At 39.4% G+C, this 22423-nt stretch carries 16 protein-coding genes; 4 read left to right on the top strand and 12 right to left on the bottom strand.

The features are described from left to right. Positions 1-235 precede the first annotated feature (235 nt). From ftn to F928_RS11160, 6 genes are all read right to left on the bottom strand, one after another. Entirely contained in the window at positions 236-700 is a 465-nt protein-coding gene (ftn, locus tag F928_RS11185; RefSeq protein ID WP_001214863.1) for a heteropolymeric bacterioferritin subunit Ftn, read from the bottom strand. 252 nt (positions 701-952) lie between these two features. After that, on the bottom strand, positions 953-2992 hold the full coding sequence (gene ligA / locus F928_RS11180) for an NAD-dependent DNA ligase LigA (RefSeq protein WP_002120428.1): 2040 nt from the start codon (positions 2990-2992) through the stop codon (positions 953-955). Between the two features lie 94 nt (positions 2993-3086). After that, entirely contained in the window at positions 3087-4133 is a 1047-nt protein-coding gene (zipA, locus tag F928_RS11175) for a cell division protein ZipA C-terminal FtsZ-binding domain-containing protein (RefSeq protein WP_005075227.1), read from the bottom strand. Position 4134: 1 nt separating this feature from the next. After that, complete coding sequence (smc, locus tag F928_RS11170; protein WP_002120402.1) at positions 4135-7584, bottom strand: chromosome segregation protein SMC; 3450 nt, start codon at positions 7582-7584, stop codon at positions 4135-4137. 10 nt (positions 7585-7594) lie between these two features. Beyond that, complete coding sequence (locus tag F928_RS11165; protein WP_002120391.1) at positions 7595-8290, bottom strand: GntR family transcriptional regulator; 696 nt, start codon at positions 8288-8290, stop codon at positions 7595-7597. Positions 8291-8547: 257 nt separating this feature from the next. After that, positions 8548-9351, bottom strand: coding sequence for a sulfite exporter TauE/SafE family protein (locus tag F928_RS11160; protein ID WP_005075226.1), 804 nt, complete (start codon positions 9349-9351; stop codon positions 8548-8550). Between the two features lie 30 nt (positions 9352-9381). Between F928_RS11160 and birA the strand changes: the two genes are divergently transcribed. Continuing rightward, entirely contained in the window at positions 9382-10134 is a 753-nt protein-coding gene (gene birA, locus F928_RS11155) for a biotin--[acetyl-CoA-carboxylase] ligase (RefSeq protein ID WP_002120285.1), read from the top strand. Between the two features lie 14 nt (positions 10135-10148). Next, entirely contained in the window at positions 10149-10883 is a 735-nt protein-coding gene (gene coaX / locus F928_RS11150) for a pantothenate kinase (protein WP_002120277.1), read from the top strand. 49 nt (positions 10884-10932) lie between these two features. Here coaX and ffh read toward each other — a convergent pair whose 3' ends face one another. After that, positions 10933-12345, bottom strand: a complete 1413-nt coding sequence (gene ffh, locus F928_RS11145; RefSeq protein ID WP_002120334.1) for a signal recognition particle protein — start codon at positions 12343-12345, stop codon at positions 10933-10935. 140 nt (positions 12346-12485) lie between these two features. Here ffh and F928_RS11140 point away from each other — a divergent pair, with 140 nt between their 5' ends. Together F928_RS11140 and dusC are read left to right on the top strand one after the other, a co-directional pair. After that, a complete protein-coding gene (locus F928_RS11140) occupies positions 12486-13295 on the top strand; it encodes a cytochrome C assembly family protein (RefSeq protein WP_002120294.1) in 810 nt (269 codons plus the stop codon). Positions 13296-13380: 85 nt separating this feature from the next. Beyond that, positions 13381-14325, top strand: coding sequence for a tRNA dihydrouridine synthase (gene dusC / locus F928_RS11135; RefSeq protein ID WP_002120273.1), 945 nt, complete (start codon positions 13381-13383; stop codon positions 14323-14325). A gap of 83 nt (positions 14326-14408) precedes the next feature. Here dusC and F928_RS11130 read toward each other — a convergent pair whose 3' ends face one another. The 5 genes from F928_RS11130 to F928_RS11110 form a co-directional block, all read right to left on the bottom strand. Continuing rightward, positions 14409-15362 carry a DUF6160 family protein gene (locus tag F928_RS11130; protein WP_002120416.1) on the bottom strand — a complete coding sequence of 318 codons (954 nt, stop codon included), beginning with the start codon at positions 15360-15362 and terminating at the stop codon, positions 14409-14411. A gap of 162 nt (positions 15363-15524) precedes the next feature. Beyond that, positions 15525-17936 (bottom strand): DUF6160 family protein, encoded by a 2412-nt coding sequence (locus tag F928_RS11125; protein ID WP_002120386.1) that lies wholly within the window; start codon positions 17934-17936, stop codon positions 15525-15527. A 32-nt stretch (positions 17937-17968) separates the two neighbouring features. After that, positions 17969-18694 (bottom strand): DUF6160 family protein, encoded by a 726-nt coding sequence (locus F928_RS11120; protein ID WP_002120383.1) that lies wholly within the window; start codon positions 18692-18694, stop codon positions 17969-17971. A gap of 15 nt (positions 18695-18709) precedes the next feature. Continuing rightward, positions 18710-20842, bottom strand: a complete 2133-nt coding sequence (locus F928_RS11115) for a hypothetical protein (RefSeq protein WP_002120326.1) — start codon at positions 20840-20842, stop codon at positions 18710-18712. A gap of 213 nt (positions 20843-21055) precedes the next feature. Beyond that, positions 21056-22354: a type 2 periplasmic-binding domain-containing protein gene (locus tag F928_RS11110; RefSeq protein ID WP_005071030.1), complete on the bottom strand. Its 1299-nt coding sequence runs from the start codon at positions 22352-22354 to the stop codon at positions 21056-21058. Between the last annotated feature and the right edge of the window lie 69 nt (positions 22355-22423).

Genomic DNA, 22423 nt, shown 5'->3' with positions numbered 1-22423 from the left:
TAGAAAAACCCTTGCCTCATTAAATTTCTAGGCAAGGGTTTTGTTGGCGAAATTATAAACAATTTCATAAAAAAAACAGGGGGTGTGATACAATTTTTCTGACTTTTTTGTAACTGCCAAAGCCTTATATAGTAAGGCTTTGAATATGTTCAATTTGACAAAATCAACATCTAAGTTAAGACTTCATTTTATTAAAATGAGCCAATAAAAAACCCAGCCTTAGCTGGGTTTTTTATTAAATTTGAGATTGAATATAGTTTTGTAAGCCAATTAACTCAATTAAACGTAATTGCTTTTCTAACCAGTATGTATGGTCTTCTTCAGTATCTGATAATTGTTGACGCAACATATCACGACTTATGTAATCGCCCTTCTCTTCGCAAAGTTTGATACCTGTCGCTAATTTTTCACGAACATGATATTCAAGCGCCAAATCAGCTTTTAAACAAGATACAACGTCTGTACCAACATTGATATCTTCACGGTGCATGTTTGGTTTAGCACCTAAAAACAATACACGGCGAATGATCGCATCAGCATGAGAAGCTTCTTCTTGCATCTCATGATCAATACGTTCATAAATTTTATTTAAACCCCAATCTTCATACATACGAGAATGGATTAGATATTGATCACGGGCAGCCAATTCTCCGCCAATGAGCATATTTAAATAGTCTATGACTTCTGGATTGCCACGCATAATAAATCTCCTATCGTATGAGAACTATTATGGGCAATCTTAAAAGTGATTGCAAAACAAAAAATGGTTAAGTTTATGATTTTTATCAAATTAAAATGAGAAACATACGCATTTGCAGTTTAAGTTATTTAAATTTCCTCTGCAAAAAGAAACGCTTGTCCAATTTATAAGTTCAGACAAGCGTTAAAATATGGCTCAAACCATCAATTTATAAATTTGTAACTAAAATCAATGGTTCTTATTTCGGTAGATCTATTCGCTTAAAGTCTGCCCGTAGCTCGCCATAAGTGATAAGAAATCAGTCTCATTCATAACAGCAATACCTAGTTTTGCTGCTTTTTCTAATTTCGAACCAGCCTTCTCACCCGCAACAACACATTTGGTTTTACTCGATACACTACCGCTTACGCGCGCACCTAATGCTTGTAGCATTTGAGTTGCCTGATCACGGGTCATTTGCTCTAATGTGCCCGTTAACACCCAGCTTTCACCATTTAATGGCTGGCGTGTTGGTGCAGTCGGTGCATCCCAATGAATTCCTGCGGCAATTAAGCGATCAAGCACTTCAATGTTGTGCGGTGCCAAGAAAAAGTCAGCAATCCACTCGGCAGTAATATCACCAACATCTGGCGTTTTCTTTAAAGCTTCAACATCAGCAGCTTTAAGCGCTTCTAAAGTTTGGAAAGTATTGGCTAACATTCTAGCTGTTGTTTCACCTACCCCACGAATTCCTAAAGCATAAATAAAACGCGCAAGCGTTGTCTTCTTACTGGCTTCAATGGCATCAATCAGATTTTGTACCGATTTCTCGCCCATTTTTTCAATCCCGAGTAAAGTTTCTCGGTGTTCGTGCAAATGATAAATATCGGCAACATCTTTGAGCAAATCGAGATGTAATAAAGACTCTACCCAACGATCGCCTAGGCCTTCAATATCCAGAGCTTTACGTGATACGAAGTGACGAATCGCTTCAATACGCTGTGCAGCACAGTACAGTCCACCAGAACAACGTGCTAAAGCTTCCCCTTCAGGCATTACAACTGGTGAAGCACAAACAGGACAGTTTTCAGGTAAATGTACAATTTCAGCATCAACAGGACGGAACTCTGGCCAGACTTTTTCTACTTTAGGGATAACATCGCCTGTACGATAAACACTCACCGTGTCACCAACACGTACATCTAGGCGATGGATCTCACCAATGTTGTGTAAAGTTACATTGGAAACTGTAACTCCTCCCACAAATACAGGGTTTAAACGCGCTACAGGAGTCAAAGTACCTGTACGTCCTACTTGCCAGTCAATCTGATCAACTGTAGTTAATGCAGCTTGTGCAGGGAATTTATAAGCAGTTGCCCAACGTGGTTCACGACTTAAAAAACCAAGTTGTTGCTGTTGCTTTAAGTCATCAACCTTTACAACCATCCCATCAATTTCAACTTGTAAATCTAAACGTTCTTGCTGAATTTGCTCATAACGTTGCTGTACTTCTTGAATTGAATTACACAGATATTGACGTTCAGCAATTTCAAATCCAAGTTTTGTGAGCCATTGCAGGCTGTCATGCATGGTAGTTAAGCCATGATTAGGTTCACATTGCGCGATGCCGTAAGCATAAAATGCTAAAGGTCGAGCCGCAGCAATATTAGGATCAAGTTGTCTTAAACTACCAGCTGCGGCATTACGCGGGTTGGCAAATGTTTTATCGCCTTTGGCTTCCTGTTCAGCATTGAGTTTTTCAAAACCAGACTTTGGCATAAGTACTTCACCACGAACTTCCAGCAAACGTGGAATTTCAAAGTGATCTGAATGTAACACTTTAGGCAAATTACGAATCGTTTTAACGTTCTGCGTAATGTCCTCCCCAGTTTCTCCGTCACCACGTGTAACGCCACGTATTAACACACCATTTTCATACCAGAGAGAAATCGCAAGACCATCAAGTTTTAGTTCAACTTCATATTGTACTTTTTGATTAGGTAAACGCTCTTCAACACGGCGTGCAAATGCGAATAAGTCTTCCTGATTAAAAACGTTCCCCAAAGAAAGCATCGGAACTACATGAGTCACACTTTGAAATTTAGAGAGTGCTTGTCCACCTACTTTTGTAGTCGGTGAATCTGATTGAACAAGGTCAGGATATTGCTCTTCTAAAGCTTTTAACTGGCGAAATAAATGATCATATTCACTGTCCGAGATTGTCGGCTGATCCATGACATAGTAGGCATGGTTATGCTTTGCAATCAGTTGAATAAGCTGACGCATCTGTTCGATCACGGAAGTTGTTGCCATTATGTTATTCACCATAAAAAAGGGTGGAAATTTCTCCACCCTGAGCTGCGACTAGATATGTTGCAATTATCGCAACGAACGTAAAAAATTAAAACTAGGCGGTTGCCTGTGCCGGACGATAATCAATCACATGATGACGCCAATGCTCTTTTAACTGTGGCGTAAATTCAAGATTATTCTCATCGTAAACTTTGCCATCAATTTCGCGAGCAATTAAACCTGCAATACTCGCCATCATGTCAAAACCAGTCACAGCTTTACTGTTTGGAAGCGCAAGGAAAAATGCTAACCCTTGAACTTGTTCAGTAGATAGAGTTTCAAGATCAAAACCAGCTGGTCCATTGTCTGTCATACGCAATACAGAGAACATGAGTACACTCGGCTCATCGGTATTTTCATAACGATGGAAGCACGACATTTCGCCGTAGCGTAAACCATATTTCAACAGCACTTTAAGCGCTTTATCGCCAGACAATGCACGACGAGGGTTTGGATAAACATTTAGCGCAATAATCTGTTCAGCCATCGCTAATGCACTTTCATCATCATAACGTTGCTGTTCATGTAAATGCACATCCAGAATATTACTCTCGCCTTCAAACTCAGCAATTTCGGCAGTTTCAATATTCGGATTTAAACTCAACTCAGGCTCAGCTTTTTCGCTTTCAGCTTCCAGATTTTCTTTTGCTAAAGCTTCAGCTTCCGGTTTAACAGAAACTGTATCAACCAACTCAACTGAACCATCTTTATGAATGGTAGAGCTTGGTACTGTTTCTTCAGATTTAATTTCTTCTACAGAAGCGTTTTCAACAACTGCTTGAGTTTGTTCAGTTTGAATTGCTTTAGCGGGTTCTACGGTCTCAATTTCTGACTGTTTTGTTTCAGGTACTTGTGACGACGCAGCTTCGCTTAAAGTTGGTTCTACTCGCTCTGCACTAGTCACCGCTACAGATTCAGCTTCAGTTTTCTCAAGCTGATCTCTCACGTGCCTAGGTATAACCGGTTGATTACTATCAGGATTGATATGCAAATCACTGTCTAATGAGGGTTCAGCATGGTTTGGCTTTTTTAAAATCATTTTTAAGCCAATTAGCATAATTATAATGGCAACAACGATGCCAATAATCGTATTGATTTCCATTCTATGACTCCGAAACTAACCCGTATTCTTTTGCCTGTTCTAAATCGACAGTGACTAATTTTGATGTACCCGGTTCAGGCATGGTCACACCCAACAAATCAGTTGCCATGGTCATCGCCAGCTTATTATGTGTAATGTAAATGAATTGTACATGTTCAGAAAGTTCTTTTACCAAATTACAATATCTCTGAACATTCGCATCATCAAGTGGTGCGTCCACTTCATCTAGTACACAAAACGGTGCCGGATTTAATCTAAAAATCGCAAATACTAATGCTAACGCTGTTAAAGCCTTTTCTCCACCGGAAAGTAATGCTAGAGAACTATTTTTCTTACCCGGTGGCCTTGCCATCAGTTTAACACCAGATTGCCAGTCATCTTCAAGACTTAAACTCGCCTCACCACCATTAAAAACCTTTGGAAACAGGTTTTGCAACTCCTGATTGATCTGATCAAAAGTTGTCATAAACAGCTTACGGGTTTCTTGGTCAATGCTTTTCATCGCATCTTTTAATTGAGTTACCGTATTTTCCAAATCTTGAATCTGGTGACTCAGCTCATCAAAACGCTGAGAAACTTCTTCAAACTCTTGTGAAGCGGCAAGGTTAACCGCTCCAATTTTTTCAAACTGTTTCTGTACTTTTTCCAGTTTTTGCTGGTGCTCGGCTAAATCTATTTGTAAGCCTTTTTGGAGTTCGGCATTTAGCTCTTTAAGCTGCTCTTGATAATGCTCACGATCTGACTTGGCTGCTTGCCATGCCAATCGTTTCGCTTCAAGTTGTTCTCTAAGCTGCTCATCTTTTTGTTGATATTGATGACGCTGATCGGTCAAAGTCTGCTGTTTTTCCTGCACACTATTGAGTTCAAGCTGCCATTCATTCCAGTTCTTTTGCAACTTTTCAGTTTGAGCAAATTGTTGCTGAAACTCTGACTCAAGATTTGGTAACTCCAATTGAATAGGGTCAACAAACTTTTTCGCTTGCTCCATTTGAACTGCAATTTGTTGATATTGGCTTTGCAAGAATGAGATATCTTTTTCAAGCAACTCAATCTGTTGAGTTGTCTGCGTGCTATTACGGCGTAAAATTTCACGTTCTTGTTGCTGATGTTGCAAGGCTTGTTGCTGCTCGTCTAACTGCTCTGTTAATTCTTCTACCCGAAATTGCAAAGTTTTATAGTCAGGTAAAATGGTTTCGAGCTTAATTGCTAATGCATGCAAATCAATTTCAAGATCATCTTTTTGCATTGCATCTTCTTCAAGCTGCATATCTAACTGACCAAGTTGATCTTTTAATTGCTGTTTTTGCAGTAAAAATGCTTGTGCTGCGGTTTGTTGCTTGGCAATTTGTACATCAAGCTGTTGTAAGTCTTTTTGTTTTTGTTTCACAATCTGCTGTTTGTGCTGCACACCTGATTGTAATTGCGCTAACTCATCTTTTTGCTGAACTACAATTTGATCTAATACTTGTAATTCTGGTTGCTGCTTTTCAAGAACTTGTTCAATTTCGTCTAGACGAATACGGTGGCTCAGCATACCTTGTGCACTTTGACTTTCGTCATCATACATAAGGGCAATCGCCCAATCCTGCCCGACATGATAGCCATCTAAAGTCAAAACAGACTGGCCATGTTGCAACTGCTTTTGCTCATTTAAAGCTTGAGTCAAATCTTGTGCAATCGCTACATTTGAAAAGATTGATAGCTGTGGCGATGCAATCCACTCATTCAAACAAACCAAGTTTCCTTTAAATTTATTTGTTTGCTCTGAAGGTTTTAGCTGGCGAGCAACTCCTTCTTGAAAGACTTGTTCGGTCTCAAGAATATGAGCTTGTAACCATTTTGCTAAAAACTTCTCAACAATCTGCGCATGTGGTTTACCTTGCTCTGTTAACTCTAGAGCTTGCATTAAACGTAGCGTATCTTGGTTTTGCTTTGGACTTTGTTTAGCAATAAGCTGGCTTAAGTTTTTCTGCTCTGATAATAAAACTTGGATTTCTGTTTTCAGAGTTTGCTGCTGATTTTTACTTGACTGGTGTTGCTGTTGAGATTGCTCTAAATGCAGTAATTGTTGCTCAATTTCAGTTTCAAGCGACGCGATTTCGCCCAGTAATTTCTGTTGCAGTTGCTCAAGCTCGCCCTGCTCATCTTCATGAACATGCGATTGAATTTGGTTTGCTTGATGTTGCAGCGTTTCTTTTTGCTGCTCAATGCGCTGAACATTTTTACCCAACTGTTCAATTTGAGCTGACATCTGCATTTTTTGCTGCTGTTGTTTTTCAACCTGAGCTTTTACTTGCTCAAACTGTTGTTGTGCTTGTTTCTGCTGAGATTGTAAATCAGCAAAGTTTTGTTCAGCCTCCGTCGCTGTATGCTCAACTCCAGTTAAAGCTTCTGTTTGTTCTTCTAGCTGATTATTCAGTGTTTCGAGTTGCAATTCAGAAAGCTGTAAACGTTCTTTAGTTTGGAATCTTTGCTGCTCTAACTGAACGAGAGTCGTACTATTTTGCTGGTATAGACTCTGTTTTTGTTCAAGAGTCATTTTAAGTTCAGATAGTTTCTTTTCAGCTTGTTGCCATTCTTGTTGTAGCGGTGAAGATTGCTGAATAAGTCGCTGAAACAAAGCACTGGTTGCTTCTAAATCATGTTCAATCGTGCTTAATTCTGAGCGAACCAATTTAAAGGTTTCACCCAATTCATTCATTTGAACGGTATATTCTTCTTGTAGGCGTACACTTTTCTCTGCCTGAAAAGACAAAATTTCAATTTTGAGCGTACGAATCTGGCTTTCTAAAGTTTTATATTGAACCGCTGCTTCCGACTGACGCTTAAGCGTTTTAAGCTGCGATTTTAACTCTAGTGCAATATCGTCTAAGCGTGAAAGGTTTTGCTCTGTATGTTCAAGATGCTGCAAAGTTTCACGGCGACGAGCCTGATAACGAGAAACACCCGCGGCTTCCTCAATGAACACACGCATTTCTTCAGGCTTGGCATCAACCAAGCGGTTAATCATGCCTTGCTCAATGACCGCATATGAGCGTGGTCCTAAGCCTGTTCCTAAGAAAATATCGGTAATATCACGGCGGCGACAACGTGTACCATTCAAGAAATATTCTGACTTACCTTCACGAGTGACCTGACGGCGAACAGCTAACTCATTATAAGCATTATACGATCCGCCCAACTTTCCATAAGTATTATCAAAGCGTAGCTCAACACTGGCCACACCAACGGGCTTACGTTTGGAAGTCCCTGTAAAAATAACATCTTGCATGCTACCACCACGGAGCTGACGAGCGTTTGACTCACCCATCACCCAGCGGATTGCATCGATTACATTGGATTTGCCACAACCATTTGGGCCAACCACTGCTGTGCGGTTAGCCTTAAAATTTAAGGTTGTACTATCTGCAAAAGATTTAAAGCCGGAAAGTTTTAAACTGCTTAAACGCATAATGCCCTAACTAGCGGCGTGAGCGTCTTGCCCAAGCCAATTCAATCTGTTTCATTCGTGTCAGCGATTCCAACACAAGGTTACGTAAGTGTCGACAAAAATCTTCCATAAATAAAGCGGCTTGTTGTGATTTTCGGATTAAAATTGCATCAGTCACGAGTTTAAATAATGCAAATGCTTCTTGTAGTTCCCGCTTAGAGGTATTTAAGGTCAAAAAATAACTACGACGTAATGATGGTAATAACTCTTTATAAAATTTCATTAGATAAGGATTACCCACCATATCTTGCTGTTCAGCTAGATATTGGAAGACCCCATCATAAAATTTTTCGATATCACCTGCTTTGACATGCTCAAGAAGTTGCTCTAATAGCAACTGTAATTGATCTGCTTCATGCGCACGCCATGTTTCGCTCATGCGTTGTACAATATGCCCCAGTAACATCATATTTGTATCAAACAACGCTTTAACTTGTTGTGCAGACATTTCTGAAACAATTGCCCCACGGCGTGGAAAAATCTCAATTAAATGAGTACGCTCTAATAATAACAATGCTTCACGAACTGATCCTCGGCTAACGTCAAGTTCTTTGGCAATACGTAGTTCTTGAATACGTTCACCTTCTACTAGCTCGCCACTAATGATCTGTTCGCTAATATATTTGACAATTTGCTCAGAAAGACTTTCTGTGTCTTCGAGATTCATAAATCACCCGCTACTTTTTATATGCATTAATCCATGCTTTTCTTTCGCATCCTTGTTTTTAACTGATCCCATCGATTAAAAACTATGTCATTGTCTGACAATTTTATTGCATTTTAAGCCAACTCATTTAAAAACAACACCAAAATCAGATGAATAAAAGCTTGGAGCGCTCTTATATTCTATGAATAAAAAAAAGCTCGAATTCCTAAAAATTCAAGCTTTTACACCACTGTCTTATAAATTTAAGATTTTAGTCTCTAGTGCATAATGCCTTTATAAATAAAATAACTGCCTACCACCACTAACAGGCAAGCAAAACATTTTTTTAACATCTGCGGCGACAACGCATGAGCAACCTTTGCTCCAAACTTCGCTGTGACAAAACTCATGACACTAATGCCAATAAACGCATAGATATGTACATAACCAATCGTGTTAGGCACTGAGATTTGTTCTTTTGCACCAAACCACATAAAGCCAATCGCTCCAGCAACTGCAATTGGTAAACCGCAAGCGGCAGAAGTCGCGACTGCTTTTTGCATGATCACGCCATGACGGTTTAAATATGGAACGGTTAAACTTCCTCCCCCAATTCCAAAAATTGCAGAGGCAATACCAATGCCTCCACCCGCCATGAATTGCATAGGGGTTGAAGGGAGCTGACGCGTTGGATCAACAATTACATATGCTCCTTTAAACATCCGATAGGCCATCACAACCGCAAAAATACCAATAAGAAGTTGCAAATGCTGACCAGACATCAGGTCAGCAATACCCGCCCCTAAAAATGAGCCCAACACCAGTCCAGGCGCTAAATTACGAAAAACAGGCCAAAGTACTGCACCCTTTTTATGATGAGCTGTAACAGAACTAAAAGACGTCACAATAATGGTTGCAAGCGATGTTCCGACTGCAATATGCATGATTACCGCGGGATCGTAGTGCAATTGGGTAAAAACGACATAGAGGATTGGTACAATAATTAGTCCACCACCAACTCCAAACAATCCGGCAGTAAAACCAGCAATTGCGCCAATGAGTAAATATATGATTAACTCCATAAATGTTTTACCACTCTGCTCATATTCAACATGGATTTAGAGACTCGCCAACTACAACAACTTTTAAGCGCAAAAAACCAGCTTCCAGAAGTGGTTTTATTAAAAGCAACCACAACTTCGACCAATGATGATATTCGTGAAATTGCCCAAAAAGGCATTACAACGGGCTTGGTTTGCAGTGCTCAACAAACTCAAGGGCGAGGTCAACATCAACGGCAATGGATTTCACCTGAAGGAAACATTTATTTAAGCACATTGGTGCAAACTCGAACACCCTTAGATGGTCGCTTAGCACTTGAAGTTGCTCTGAATATTTTGCAAATCCCGCAGTTACAAGCGCTGAATTTGCAAGTGAAATGGCCAAATGATTTGTATAGTACGCATGGAAAATGGGGTGGAATTTTGGTCGAACCGCTTTCCCAGCATCAAGCTATCGTGGGCGTAGGCATTAATTTAAAAACACCACCAGTGACTGATAGTGACCAACCGATTACGTCTCTAGAGGATTTAGGTCTAGAGCAAATGGGTCGTCTTGAGTTAATTTCAGAACTTTATATTGCGATTCAAAATGCTGCTCGCTGGTTTGATCATGGCTGCTACAATTTAGCAGGACGTTTTAACCACCACGCTGCATGGCTTAATCAGTTGGTGCAATTCGAACATAGTCAGGGGCTGGTTCATGGTCGTTTTGTTGGAATATCCAACGAAGGCGCAGTAATTCTTGAAACTCCTGAACCTCAGCAGTTTTATCAAGGTCGCTTAAGACCGCAAGTGAATCAATAAACAGGTGTTCTTCCATGAAAAGTTTATGGCTTGATATCGGGAACACCCGTTTAAAGTATTGGATTACTGAAAATCAGCAAATTATTGAACATGCAGCTGAGCTACATTTACAGTCCCCTGCCGATTTATTATTGGGTTTAATTCAACACTTTAAACATCAAGGTCTGCATCGCATTGGGATTTCCTCAGTACTCGATACTGAAAACAACCAACGTATTCAGCAGATTTTAAAATGGCTTGAAATTCCTGTTATTTTTGCCAAAGTGCATGCTGAATATGCTGAGTTAAAGTGCGGCTATGAAGTTCCGAGTCAGCTCGGGATCGACCGTTGGCTACAAGTACTCGCTGTAGCTCAAGCAGATGAAAACTATTGCATTATTGGTTGCGGAACAGCGCTCACAATTGACCTAACTCAAGGTAAACAGCATTTAGGAGGTTACATCCTGCCTAATTTGTATTTGCAGCGAGATGCTCTTATTCAAAATACCAAGGGTATTAAAATTCCAGACTCAGCTTTTGATAACCTAAATCCGGGCAATAACACTGTAGATGCAGTACATCACGGTATTTTATTAGGCCTCATTAGTACCATTGAAAATATTATGCAGCAATCTCCTAAAAAGCTACTGCTGACTGGTGGTGATGCAACACTATTTGCCAAGTTCTTACAAAAATATGAGCCTGTGGTAGAAACCGATCTTTTACTCAAAGGATTACAGCAATATATTGCCCATTATCCTAAAGACTAAAATACACAACAAAATAAAAGGCGCTATATGCGCCTTTTATTTTATGGATTTATTTCTTTTGGTCATTATTACCAAAGAGTGGGCCCATTCCGCCACCGCCGCCGCCAAATTGCTTTTGCATATTGCCTAATGAACGCATCATTTTGCTCATACCAGATGGATTCGCAAATTTCTTCATCATTTTAGCCATTTGCGCTTGTTGCTTAATGAGTTTGTTCACTTCAGCAACATCCATACCACAACCTGCCGCAATACGTTTTTTACGACTTGGGTTCATTAAGTCCGGATTACGGCGCTCTTTAACAGTCATTGACTGGATAATCGCTTCCATCTTCTTGACTTGTTTTTCAGGGTTCGCTTGCTCAATCGCTTGCTGAATTCCTGCACCGCTCATGCCGGGCAACTTGTCTAAGAAGCCCATCATGCCGCCCATTTTTTTCATTTGCTCAAATTGCATCAGCATATCTTCAAAGTTGAAGCTACCGCCTTTTTGCAATTTTTTCGCCATTTTTTCGGCTTTTTCTTTGTCGATTTTACGTTCAACTTCTTCGACTAAAGAAAGTACGTCACCCATGCCTAAAATACGTTGAGCAACACGATCCGGATGGAATGGTTCTAAAGCGTCAAGCTTCTCACCCATACCCAAGAACTTGATTGGCTTACCAGTAATGGCGCGCACAGAAAGCGCTGCACCACCACGTGCATCACCATCAGTTTTAGTAAGAATCACACCTGTAAGAGCTAAAGCATCATTAAATGCTTTTGCTGTATTTGCAGCATCCTGACCTGTCATGGCATCAACCACAAACAAAGTTTCAGTCGGCTTAACTGCTGCATGTAATTCTTTAATTTCGTCCATCATGTCTGCATCGACATGTAAACGGCCTGCCGTATCGACAATCAATACATCAGCAAACTGGATTTTTGCCTGTTCAATTGCACGATTAACAATATCAATTGGCTTTTCAGAAGGATCTGAAGGAATAAAGCCTGCACCAACTTCATTTGAAACAGTTTCTAACTGTTTAATTGCTGCCGGACGGTAAACGTCGGCAGAAACAGTCATTACTTTTTTCTTTTGACGTTCTTTTAAGAAACGTGCCAGCTTGGCAGCAGTTGTGGTTTTACCTGCACCTTGTAAACCAGCAAGTAATACTACAACAGGAGGTTTCGCACTTAAATCAAGTGTTTCATTCGCCTCACCCATCATCTTGGTGAGTTCGTCATAGACAATTTTTACAAATGCCTGGCCTGGTGATAACTGGGTCATCACTTCTTGGCCCAATGCCTCTTCCTTAACTTTCGCGATAAATTCACGAGTTACAGGTAACGCGACATCGGCTTCAAGAAGTGCCATACGTACTTCACGTAAGGTATCTTTAATATTGTCTTCGGTCAGCTGCCCTGAGCCAGTAACATTTCTTAAACTCTGTGTGAGTCGTTCTGTTAAGGTATCAAACATTGCAAAATCCGCTTAAAATGGCTAGTTGCAAAAAAATCTTTCTCGAAATAGAAAATTTATGCATAGAATGCTATAGGATACTTTAGTTCGCAGCGAATTTATATCTTATATAGATGAATTAATCCTGAAAAAGGTTTGACATGATTAGCCTCCCCTTGGTTTATACAATTTTGGCACTCATCGCATATACCACTTCTTTCTGGTATCTGTTTATTCGTTTAATGTCAAAACGTGAACCAAACTCATGGTTATTTGCTTTTGTTACTATCTTGGCATTAGTACTGCACGGCACAGTTTTATGCGATGCCATGCTTACACCAGCAGGAATTAACTACGATGTATTTAACCTGATGTCTTTTACATCGGGGCTTATGTTATTGTTAAGCTTAATTTTTAGTACTTTCCGCCCTATTCTGCCGTTAAACTTGTTAGGCATTCCTGTCGCAGCTATTGGTCTTATTTTAGGGTTTGCCTTTAGTCGACCAGATCAATTTATTGAACAGCATTCGTTAGGACTTGATACTCATATCATTCTTTCGCTTTCTGCCTATGCAGTTTTACTGATGGCAACCATACATGCGATCTTAATGTGGTTCCAAAATCGTGAACTCAAAAAGAAACAAAAAAAACGTTTCTGGGTCAACTTACTCCCGCCAATTCAGGCGATGGAATCTTTATTATTTGACCTAATCATTACAGGTTTCATTTTATTAACAATTGCGCTTACATTTGGTTTTTTAACAATTGATAGCTTCTTTGCTCAGCATCTCGCTCATAAAACCGTATTTAGTATTATTTCTTGGTTTATCTATGGCTCATTACTGATTGGCCATTACAAACTTGGCTGGAGAGGCCAAAAAGCAATTCGTTTTACCTTAATGGGTTTTGTACTTTTAGCGATTGGATTTATCGGCAGTAAATTTGTGCTTGAGATGATCTTAGGGCGCTAGAGAAATTAAAATTTAATCGATACTAGACAGCGTTATGCATATCCCGTATAACGCTGTTTTTCGTTTTACTCAGGTGACACAGACTGTGAAACTCATACTCGCTCCAATGGAAGGTTTAACTGACCCGATCATGCGGGATACACTCACATCTGTTGGTGATTTCGACTGGTGTGTGACCGAGTTTATTCGCGTTACAGACAGTATTTTGCCAGACCACATCTATTATAGTTTTTGTCCTGAACTAAAAAATGACGGTAAAACGGCAGCCGGTACACCTGTTCACGTTCAATTCCTAGGTAATAACCCAGATATGCTGGCAGCAAATGCAGCAAAAGTTGTTGAATTGGGTGCACCTGCAATCGACCTTAATTTTGGTTGCCCTGCAAAAACCGTTAATCGACATCGTGGTGGTTCAGTCCTTCTTGATGAACCAGACGTGGTACATCTGCTGATTAAAGCAGTGAGAGATGCTGTACCTGCTCATATTCCTGTTTCAGCAAAAATGCGTTTAGGTTACCTCGATGAAAACCATACAATGGAAAATGCCCACGCTGTCGAAGATGCAGGTGCAAGCTGGTTAACTGTACACGCTCGAACTAAAGCAGATGGCTATACACCACCAGCTTATTGGGAAAAAATTCTACCTATTAAAGAAGCTTTAAAAATTAATGTCATTGCTAACGGTGAAATCTGGACCAATGCTGATGCTAGAGCCTGTCAACAACAATCTGGCTGTGAAGACTTAATGATTGGCCGTGGTGCGGTAACGACTCCAGATTTAACCCAATGTATTCGCCAAAATATGAATGAAGCATTATTTAATTGGGAACAACTCGTTGACTTACAAATTCGCTTTTTAAACGGTCAAGCAAAAACAGAAATTGGGATGGTTGGTCGTTATAAGCAGTGGTTAGGCATGATGACCAAAGCCTATCCTCAAGCGAAAGAATTATGGGACCAAGTGAAACGTATTAAAGCTTTAGATGAAATTGTTCAACAATTAGAACACACCAGATCAGATACTATTTAACTCGGCATAGCCTTTAAAAAAAAGAGGGCACTTGTTTTCACAACTGCCCTCTTTCGTATTTCAGGTTAAGCTATTATTCTTTTTTAAAAGCCGCTTACTTTCATTTTAAAGTCAGTTACAGAAACGCCAGTGACACCAAAACTCCCCATTGAGCCATTAGGTAAATTATTAAACGTTGTTGTATTTTGAGTACTCATATTCCCTAATGTGACATTATTAAGTGAAGCATCAAATTTACTAGATGCGCCTGTATTCCCAAAAGTTAATCCAGTTGGATCAACTCCTGCATAAAAACCATCTAATACAAAACCAGTTGAGGTATTTGTTCCTCCAAACTTAAACCCAAATGTAGCTCCCGTATTATCGGACACTAAAGTAATTGGACAACCAGACGCAGCAGAACAAATAGATTGAATTGCCCCACCAAATTTAACCATAACGGACTGGGCAGCATGACCCAGTTGAATGTTTAAACGGGGTTTATTGGTTTGTACAAAGTTAATATCTAGATTTCCAGTAGAACGAATAATTTCTTTTACACCCGTATTTACTGTCGTTCCCGAACTAAAAATTGATTTTGGTGCATAACTTGTTAATGCATAATCGGATGGACTAGATAAAGATGTACTTGGGGCTAAATAAACTGAAAAAGGTAGAAGTCGAATTCCGTTTACATCATTCCCCATAGATATAGCTAAATTTAAAAAAGGATTTCCCCCCCCAGCATCGGTATCCATTGCAATATTAAAAGAAGGATTACCCGATACAGCAGCTTTAATAAACTCTATACCAGGAACTGGGTTAGTAGAGTTTCCAGCAATGACAAAACCAGCTTTACTGTTATAAGAAGTTGAAGCAATACCGTTAGTATCAATAAGTGCGACTTGATTAAATTTAACTTTATCGGCCTGAATTCCTAAAGTTAAGCCATTTTGACCCGTCGCTGCTGCAAGGCTTTGATCATCCAAAGGTTGCATTGCAAATACACTTGAACTACTGGCAAGTAGCAGCCAGAACCCTATATTTTTATTCTTCATGTCGCTCTAATCCTTAAGAGACAAACGCTTATTATTTGTTCAGACTATCAGAATAATATTCAAGTACAAAGCAATTATCTCTATAACCCGACGAATGCAAATCCAATCACACTAAAATAAAATTTATATAAAAAAGTGACGATAATCGTCACTTTTTTTATATTAGTTAAAGGCCCCATTTCTAGGCACAATACTAAAGCTACTATTTAAACGTCCACCCGTAATTGCAAGCTCACCTAAACGTGCTCCCGCTCCTGTTGAAGGCGGATAGAAATTAATATCTTTAACACGTAACGCGCCGTCAATACTCTTATCAGGGTTGAAATAAACCGCTGTATTTACCCCAACTTTACCTAAACCACTTGTTGTATCTTTACCCACAACCAAAGCGGTATTAAACGCTAGCTTTCCTGTAATATTGTCAAAACCAATTGCAGAACCATCAATCGGATCACTAATTTGAACCGTATTTCCAGTTGCTGTCGCAGGCACTGTGAAATCGCCTAGTACAGTTAAAGCACTACCATCTGCAATTGAACTATTTGGCACAATTGATAAGTTAAGATCGCCACCTAAACGGAGTTTTAGACCAAATAAGACATCATTATTTTTGGCAAAATTATCTATAGGTGAAGTACATGAACCCGTCGCTGGACAAGTTTTATATTTAGCCCCTGGTAAATAACCAGCTGCAATTTCTGTTGATAAAGCAAGTAGCATCTCTTTTAAACTAATATTAAGACTGCCATTTTCTAAACCAATACTTCCATTGCCTTTGAGGAACATATCGATATTACGTAAGCCCATGTAATAATCAGTAGGACTACCACCATTATTAGCATTTGGAGAACCATCAATTAATAAAATTGAAGTTGTTTTAGTTCCAGTCGCATCACGTCCCGTAGTTCCAGCAGCAATACCAAAACCTAAACGCGAAGTCGTTCCAGATGTAGCCACAACATTTCGAATAGGCTTACCATTTGCATCTTTGGTATAGTAATAAGCACTATTTGCTGGTGCATCTAAACCATATACAGCAGCGTTAGCATTTAAATTATAAAAAGGTAATGCTAAGCCCCACTGGTTATTTGCACCATTGTCTGCAAACTGATTGGCAGCAGCAACATTTGCACTTGTCGTAAAACGACCGCGTCTTGAAAATGCTTGAAACTCTGCTCCACGCATCGCAAGAATTAAGCTAAACGGATTAGTGACCGTATCACGGTGAATGTTATGTTGATAATCAGCAGTTGTTGTTAAAGTACCCGACCCTAAACGAATTGCATTTAAAGTCGCGTTGTTTGGCATTAATAACGTTTTTGTATCAGCAAGATTTAAATAAATATTTCCGCTATCAAAATAACCACGCGTAGCTGAGTTAAGGCCTGTTAAATTACCAAATTCGAAACCATAAGCATTCAGACCTGCTCCACCAATTTCTAAAGTGGTTGCTTTGCCATCTGAGCCTAGCATTGAGTCATTATCTTTAGTGAATTCACCTTTCATACGAAAGGCAATTCCAGAATTACCTAAAATACTATTACTTGAGCCCGTACCCGCAGCGGTATTTGCTGTACCTAATATTGTTGTATCTGACGTACCATCCATACCACGGACTTGTAAATAACTATTTACCATACGTCCGCTAGCACCTAAACGAATCAAGCCTTTCGCATTTTGGGGACTATTGGTTGCATCTAAAGCATAAGGGTTAGTTTTATCGACATTAGAACTTAACATGACCTCAATATTCAGGCCTGAATTAGTTACTTTTCCACTACTGTCTACATATGTGCCTGCTGTTAGACCAGAAGCTGAATCTGCTACACGATTAAAATCAACATAGCCATAGGTACTATTTGGGGTTTGTCCTACACCAGCGACATTAGTTCCAGTATTTGTCTGTAAAACCAAGCCACGAATTGGGTCAATCAGCATGGCTCCTTTACCGACAAAATTAAAGTTAAAATTTCTTAAAATTAACTGATTTAGCTGACTACGAGCATCTAATTGCCCTAAATAAATATTGGCATTATTAATACCAAGCGTCATGCTTGACTGACTATTTGCATTAAATAGACCATCTTGGGTTGTAAGTGCCAAATTTAAAGGCGAGGTCGTTTGAATAGCTAACTGCCCTAAAGTTGGCGAGCATGTAGCTGAACTATTACAAACTTTAACGCTATTTACGGTAATAAGTGATGGACTGCTTTGCATAGAAAAGTCGAGTCCAGTTTTACCCGTAGTTGGGTTACTCCCTACATCTAAACGGTAATTTGTACTTAAAGGCTGACTAGATGCATTACTTTTTTGAACTTTTATCCCGCTCGCTTGAGCTCTTAAGACCTGATCTGCACTACTAGGTGTACCTGCATGATCATCCCAGTAAGCATTATCAATATTGATTTCATTAAACGTCGTTTGAATCGAAATCCCATCTTGCCCATTAACAGCACTCATGTCAGCATCTGTTAAAGCTTCTAAAGCAAAAGCATGTCCGCTCACTAACAACATGCTGGTTGTTAATGCGTTTAAAATAAACTTTGAGCTGTGATTTTCTTTATTTTTTTTCATCACTTCAGTTCCTTTGAAATCTACATTAACCCTTAACAACGAGGATGGCTGCCATCACAGCTAAAGACCATGACTTTTCCTTGGATAGCCAAATTCCCATTCATCATCAAGCCCATAAAACCAGTTTCACGTCCATGGTCATACGCCGATGGTGTTGCAGTAGCAACTTGCTGGTTTGCACTATTAGCAGTGGCCGCATAAGTTGGCTTTTTGAAATATGCATAATCATACATATTTGCACTCGACCCTTGCGCTGTTGTTGAGCTGGTAAAGTTATCTTGCTCAATTGATAAAGCATTAAAACCAAAGTTACGAATTAAAATTGGCTGTGCCGCACTAAAACTAAGCTGAATAGCAGGCTTAATCATTTCAGTATTATTTTTATCCAAATACTTTAAATCAGCGCCATCCAAACCCATCTTTTGAATATTTAAAGTACCTTGTACGCCTTTAAATACGAGCCAAAGTTTATTACCACTATCACTATTTTCGGCCCAACCACTTGGTTTCGTTGCATCTGCTTGTACAAAACGCTTATTAATTGCCAAGCCGATATGGCAAAACTCTACGTTCTCACAGACACCACCACTACCATTGTCAAATACACCGTTAGCTGTTTGGTTTAAATTGAGCATTAAAGATAAATCAGCACCAGCTTGACCATTAATCGCCTGTAATGCTTCATTGTCTAAAGTTTGTAGCTCTGCATGAGTGACCGTTGCACAAAGAGCGAGGATTAAAGTACTTATTTTTTTCATAGCATTCTCCTCCTCTTATAGACCTTTAGTTGTCAGTTTCAAGTGTTGGATTAAAACACCGTCGATTGAAGCGGATCCCAAGTTATTTAAAGGACTAATGTTAGACAAAGCTGGAGCTTGATTAGCTGTAGGAATAACGTATCCAGTTGTGCCATTACTACTACCAATTAAATCGTTGACGACAGCATTTCTTGAAGTCAACCATGGAATAGCAGAGTTAGTCCAATCACGATTCGAAGTAGCTCCATACATTGGCGTCGAACCCGATGTACTCGTACATCCTAAAGCACCAGAACAAGTTGTTGCATCAGCTGGTTTTGGCGTTGGATTTGTAATAACCCACGCACCAGTTCCTTTGCTATATTCCCATTGATATAAATATCCTAATGTTTTATAACCACAGTTAGAATTAAACAAACCACAACTATATTCTTGTTTCCATGTCTGGGTATTCTGTTGTCTTTGTTTAAAACGGACCTCTGTCATTGTGGCGGAAGTAGTACCAGATACTGAATTAGTCATTGATACCAAACTACCGGCAGAAGTCCCAGAAACTTGCGTACCTGTTGAAATTAAACGCCCAAAGGAAACGCCAATTGCACCTTCGCCGGTATTTGCTAACAAGGTTTTTCCATTATCAGGACTATATACGGTACCAATCGTAATACTACTATGCGTAGGGTTAACACATGAATAAACGTTACACGTAGAACCTTTGTAAGTCGTGTCAGCACCAGTGTAATCAGTATAAATCTGTTTATATATTTCTGGTTTATTTGCAATTCGAGCAATTTCAATACTAAAGTTTTTGCCGTCGGAACCTAAAATAAGCGGTTGATATAAATTACCTAATACTAAATTAATATTTGGATTGTAGAGATATAAGCCTTCACTATCAGCAAACTTCGGTGCTACAGCGCCTGCAGAGTCAAATGCAGGTGTATATAAATTGTTTGATGCATTTGGTGAGTCTGAAGTTTCACGGGTACTAAATCGCAATACCTTATTTGTATCATTAAAGGCAATTCGTGTTTTATTCGATGTTTTTGTATCTGTTCTAGTTCGATTTTCTACATAGTAACGGCATCCACGAGAGGTACTAAAACTCCCTGTGCCACTGTTACCACAGTCTCCAGTACTACTTGCACTTAAAGTTGAGTTTGCACCCGCATGTACTGTTTGCCATCCATTATTACTACTTGTAGCGTATGTCTGCGTTTGACTCGTAACATTTTCAGTCACAATACTGGTATTTTTGCTATCACCCGTATTTAAGCGAACTAGTCCAGACATTCCTAACGTATTATTATAAAAAGGACTCATTCCTCCAGCCGTAGTTGCACCACCTAATGTTTGGAACATACTAATCTGGCTACCATTTAAACTAAAGCCATTTAGAATGCCTTGCAAACGTAATCGGTTAGCACGAGTTGTATCAATACTGGTACCAATTAACCCGTTATTATTACCATATTGAAATTGGGCTAGAGAGCCATTTGTTGTAGCGACAACATTGGGATTACGTACAAATGCATCAGCCCATAGCCCTAATTTTAAATTATATGCATCAGCTCCCTCTGCCCCATCAATTAATGGTTGATATAGAGGAGCTTCTAAAGATAAATACGTTACTGGGTAAACACCGCTATCTGTTGTACTAAAATTAGGAACATTGGTCGCAGTTTTTACTTTAAATATCCATGGATTGGCTCCTGTGCCCCAACTTGAAATCGCTGCTGCAGCTGAGGTGTTAGCAATACGCGAATTTGCATCGCCATCTGACTTAGATAATGCTAATCCATAAAGAAATATGTCTGCTTTACCTACTGCGCGGTCTTCTGGTCCAACAGTGCCATTACCACTTGTATCAGCCGCACCAACACTCAAAGGCCCTACGGGTACATAGTTAATATAACCTGTATCTTTACTACGATCGGTAATAATTTGATTTACAGATTCATTTGGACCAGCGCCACGAAATACCATGAATGTATTTTGTGGTAATATTGCAATACCTTCGCCTGTAGTTTCACTTAAACCAGCATCAGAAAGTTCTTCAAGAGCAAAGCTTGACTGACTTAAAAAAAGTCCAATTAAACTTGCTAAAACGGTTTTTTGAAACCTTACCGTATAATTAAGTGTAGTCATCGTGACCTTCCTGTTTTATACGATGCCACGCACCATATTTCTTTTTCTTTAACAGTCCTTGATGTGAGATTATTTCCTTTTTCATCTCACAAGGGGCAAACTTTTAAAAATTGCCAACCTTTCCACATTTCCATTATGCTGAATATTTACTCAAATGCAAAATTAAATAAATAAAAACTCATTTTTCCGATAAACGAGAAATAAGAGATGCATTTAACAGAATTTTAAAGAACCATAACAGTTAGCTGAGAAGTTTTGTTTTTGAAGCACTACATTAGTTAAGGCCATAGAAGCTGGTGTTTTCCCTGTTAAATCAACAGTTCCAATAGGAAGATTACCTGCTAAACAGTTTAATGCTAATGCTCCACATTTAACAGGATGTGTTTCTAGATAAGAACTAACTTGTCCCAAGGCATCAGTAATTGTAGCTAATGCAATATCAACATTTCCCGTAGGAGTAATTTGTCCAATATCAATTGGGTTTGTAAGCTCTAGCCACCATCCTGTTTGTGCCGTTGAGGCTGCCTCTGGCCATAATATATTTACACCCTGTACGGAGAGATAACCAGCAGAGCCATTCAGTTGAGCAGCATGGAAATAACCCAGACTTTGTTTAATTGCCACATTTACATCAAGATTATTTACTGTTCCAGTTACATCACCCGAAATCGGAACAGGAATACCCAGCACTGAAGCAGTTGCATCTAAAGTCCCCGTAACTGCAATCCCTCCAACCCTTGCTGTTGCATTCAAATTAGCTGTATTAATACGCTTACCCGTAATAATTTGTTGCCCCATAGACAATGTTCCACTACCTGCACCTAAATTTAGATTATAGGCCGTAGATGTAAATGGAAGTGTTGCTATGTTACCTATAAATTCTGCCCGTCCTGTAATTGCAGTTCCGGTTTCATCTTGGGTAATACCATAGTAAGGATTCGTAGTTACCGTACCTCCAGTTGGTTTAGTTACCATATATCCACTTAATGAATTAATACCACTAGCAGCATCACCATTTTCTAAACCAAAAGTAAGTAAACCCGAAAGTGACTTAGCACTTAACCGAAAACCTTGGATCTCACGTGTAGAAGCTGAATCTGGATTTTTAACAGCAAATTCTAAAAATGGATTGGTAATAATAGCGGAAGAAGAAGCACGCTCAGTACTAGTACTATCTACCGTGCCACCACTTAAACTCAAATAATCAATATCGATGTCACAGGCACCAGCGCCATTTACCCCACCACAACCTAACTGTAATTTTTTAATATTGGCATTAAGTTCTAATTGGGCATCTAATGCAAGTCGGTAAAACCCCATATTTCCATTTGAACTTGAGTTACTTGCAGAATCTGTAGGCGCAATATAAGACATACCCATTAAAGCTTGGCCACGAGTTGCTGATAGTTCAGCATCTGACATAGGGACTAGTGTAGAAGCAGCGTAAGCTGAAGAAAAACATAAGCTTCCGAGAGTTAAAAGTGCTACTCGAAGAGACGTAAACTGTCGCATGGCCGACCTCCGTATCCGTGGGGGCATAATCCTATTTAATTTCTTTTTATTTGGCCTATCTGCATTTGA

Source organism: Acinetobacter pittii ATCC 19004 = CIP 70.29 (assembly GCF_000369045.1).
In the GTDB taxonomy this organism is placed as follows: domain Bacteria; phylum Pseudomonadota; class Gammaproteobacteria; order Pseudomonadales; family Moraxellaceae; genus Acinetobacter; species Acinetobacter pittii.
This window is presented reverse-complemented; position numbering and strand designations above follow the sequence as displayed.

Bases quoted from the DNA above. Each gene is read 5' to 3' on its own strand.
- F928_RS11125 (WP_002120386.1), bottom strand. From the start codon at position 17,936: ATGAAAAAAAATAAAGAAAATCACAGCTCAAAGTTTATTTTAAACGCA.
- F928_RS11130 (WP_002120416.1), bottom strand. From the start codon at position 15,362: ATGAAGAATAAAAATATAGGGTTCTGGCTGCTACTTGCCAGTAGTTCA.
- zipA (WP_005075227.1), bottom strand. From the start codon at position 4,133: ATGGAAATCAATACGATTATTGGCATCGTTGTTGCCATTATAATTATG.
- F928_RS11165 (WP_002120391.1), bottom strand. From the start codon at position 8,290: ATGAATCTCGAAGACACAGAAAGTCTTTCTGAGCAAATTGTCAAATAT.
- ligA (WP_002120428.1), bottom strand. From the start codon at position 2,992: ATGGCAACAACTTCCGTGATCGAACAGATGCGTCAGCTTATTCAACTG.
- F928_RS11115 (WP_002120326.1), bottom strand. From the start codon at position 20,842: ATGACTACACTTAATTATACGGTAAGGTTTCAAAAAACCGTTTTAGCA.
- coaX (WP_002120277.1), top strand. From the start codon at position 10,149: ATGAAAAGTTTATGGCTTGATATCGGGAACACCCGTTTAAAGTATTGG.
- F928_RS11140 (WP_002120294.1), top strand. From the start codon at position 12,486: ATGATTAGCCTCCCCTTGGTTTATACAATTTTGGCACTCATCGCATAT.
- smc (WP_002120402.1), bottom strand. From the start codon at position 7,584: ATGCGTTTAAGCAGTTTAAAACTTTCCGGCTTTAAATCTTTTGCAGAT.
- ftn (WP_001214863.1), bottom strand. From the start codon at position 700: ATGCGTGGCAATCCAGAAGTCATAGACTATTTAAATATGCTCATTGGC.
- F928_RS11110 (WP_005071030.1), bottom strand. From the start codon at position 22,354: ATGCGACAGTTTACGTCTCTTCGAGTAGCACTTTTAACTCTCGGAAGC.
- F928_RS11160 (WP_005075226.1), bottom strand. From the start codon at position 9,351: ATGGAGTTAATCATATATTTACTCATTGGCGCAATTGCTGGTTTTACT.
- birA (WP_002120285.1), top strand. From the start codon at position 9,382: ATGGATTTAGAGACTCGCCAACTACAACAACTTTTAAGCGCAAAAAAC.
- ffh (WP_002120334.1), bottom strand. From the start codon at position 12,345: ATGTTTGATACCTTAACAGAACGACTCACACAGAGTTTAAGAAATGTT.
- F928_RS11120 (WP_002120383.1), bottom strand. From the start codon at position 18,694: ATGAAAAAAATAAGTACTTTAATCCTCGCTCTTTGTGCAACGGTCACT.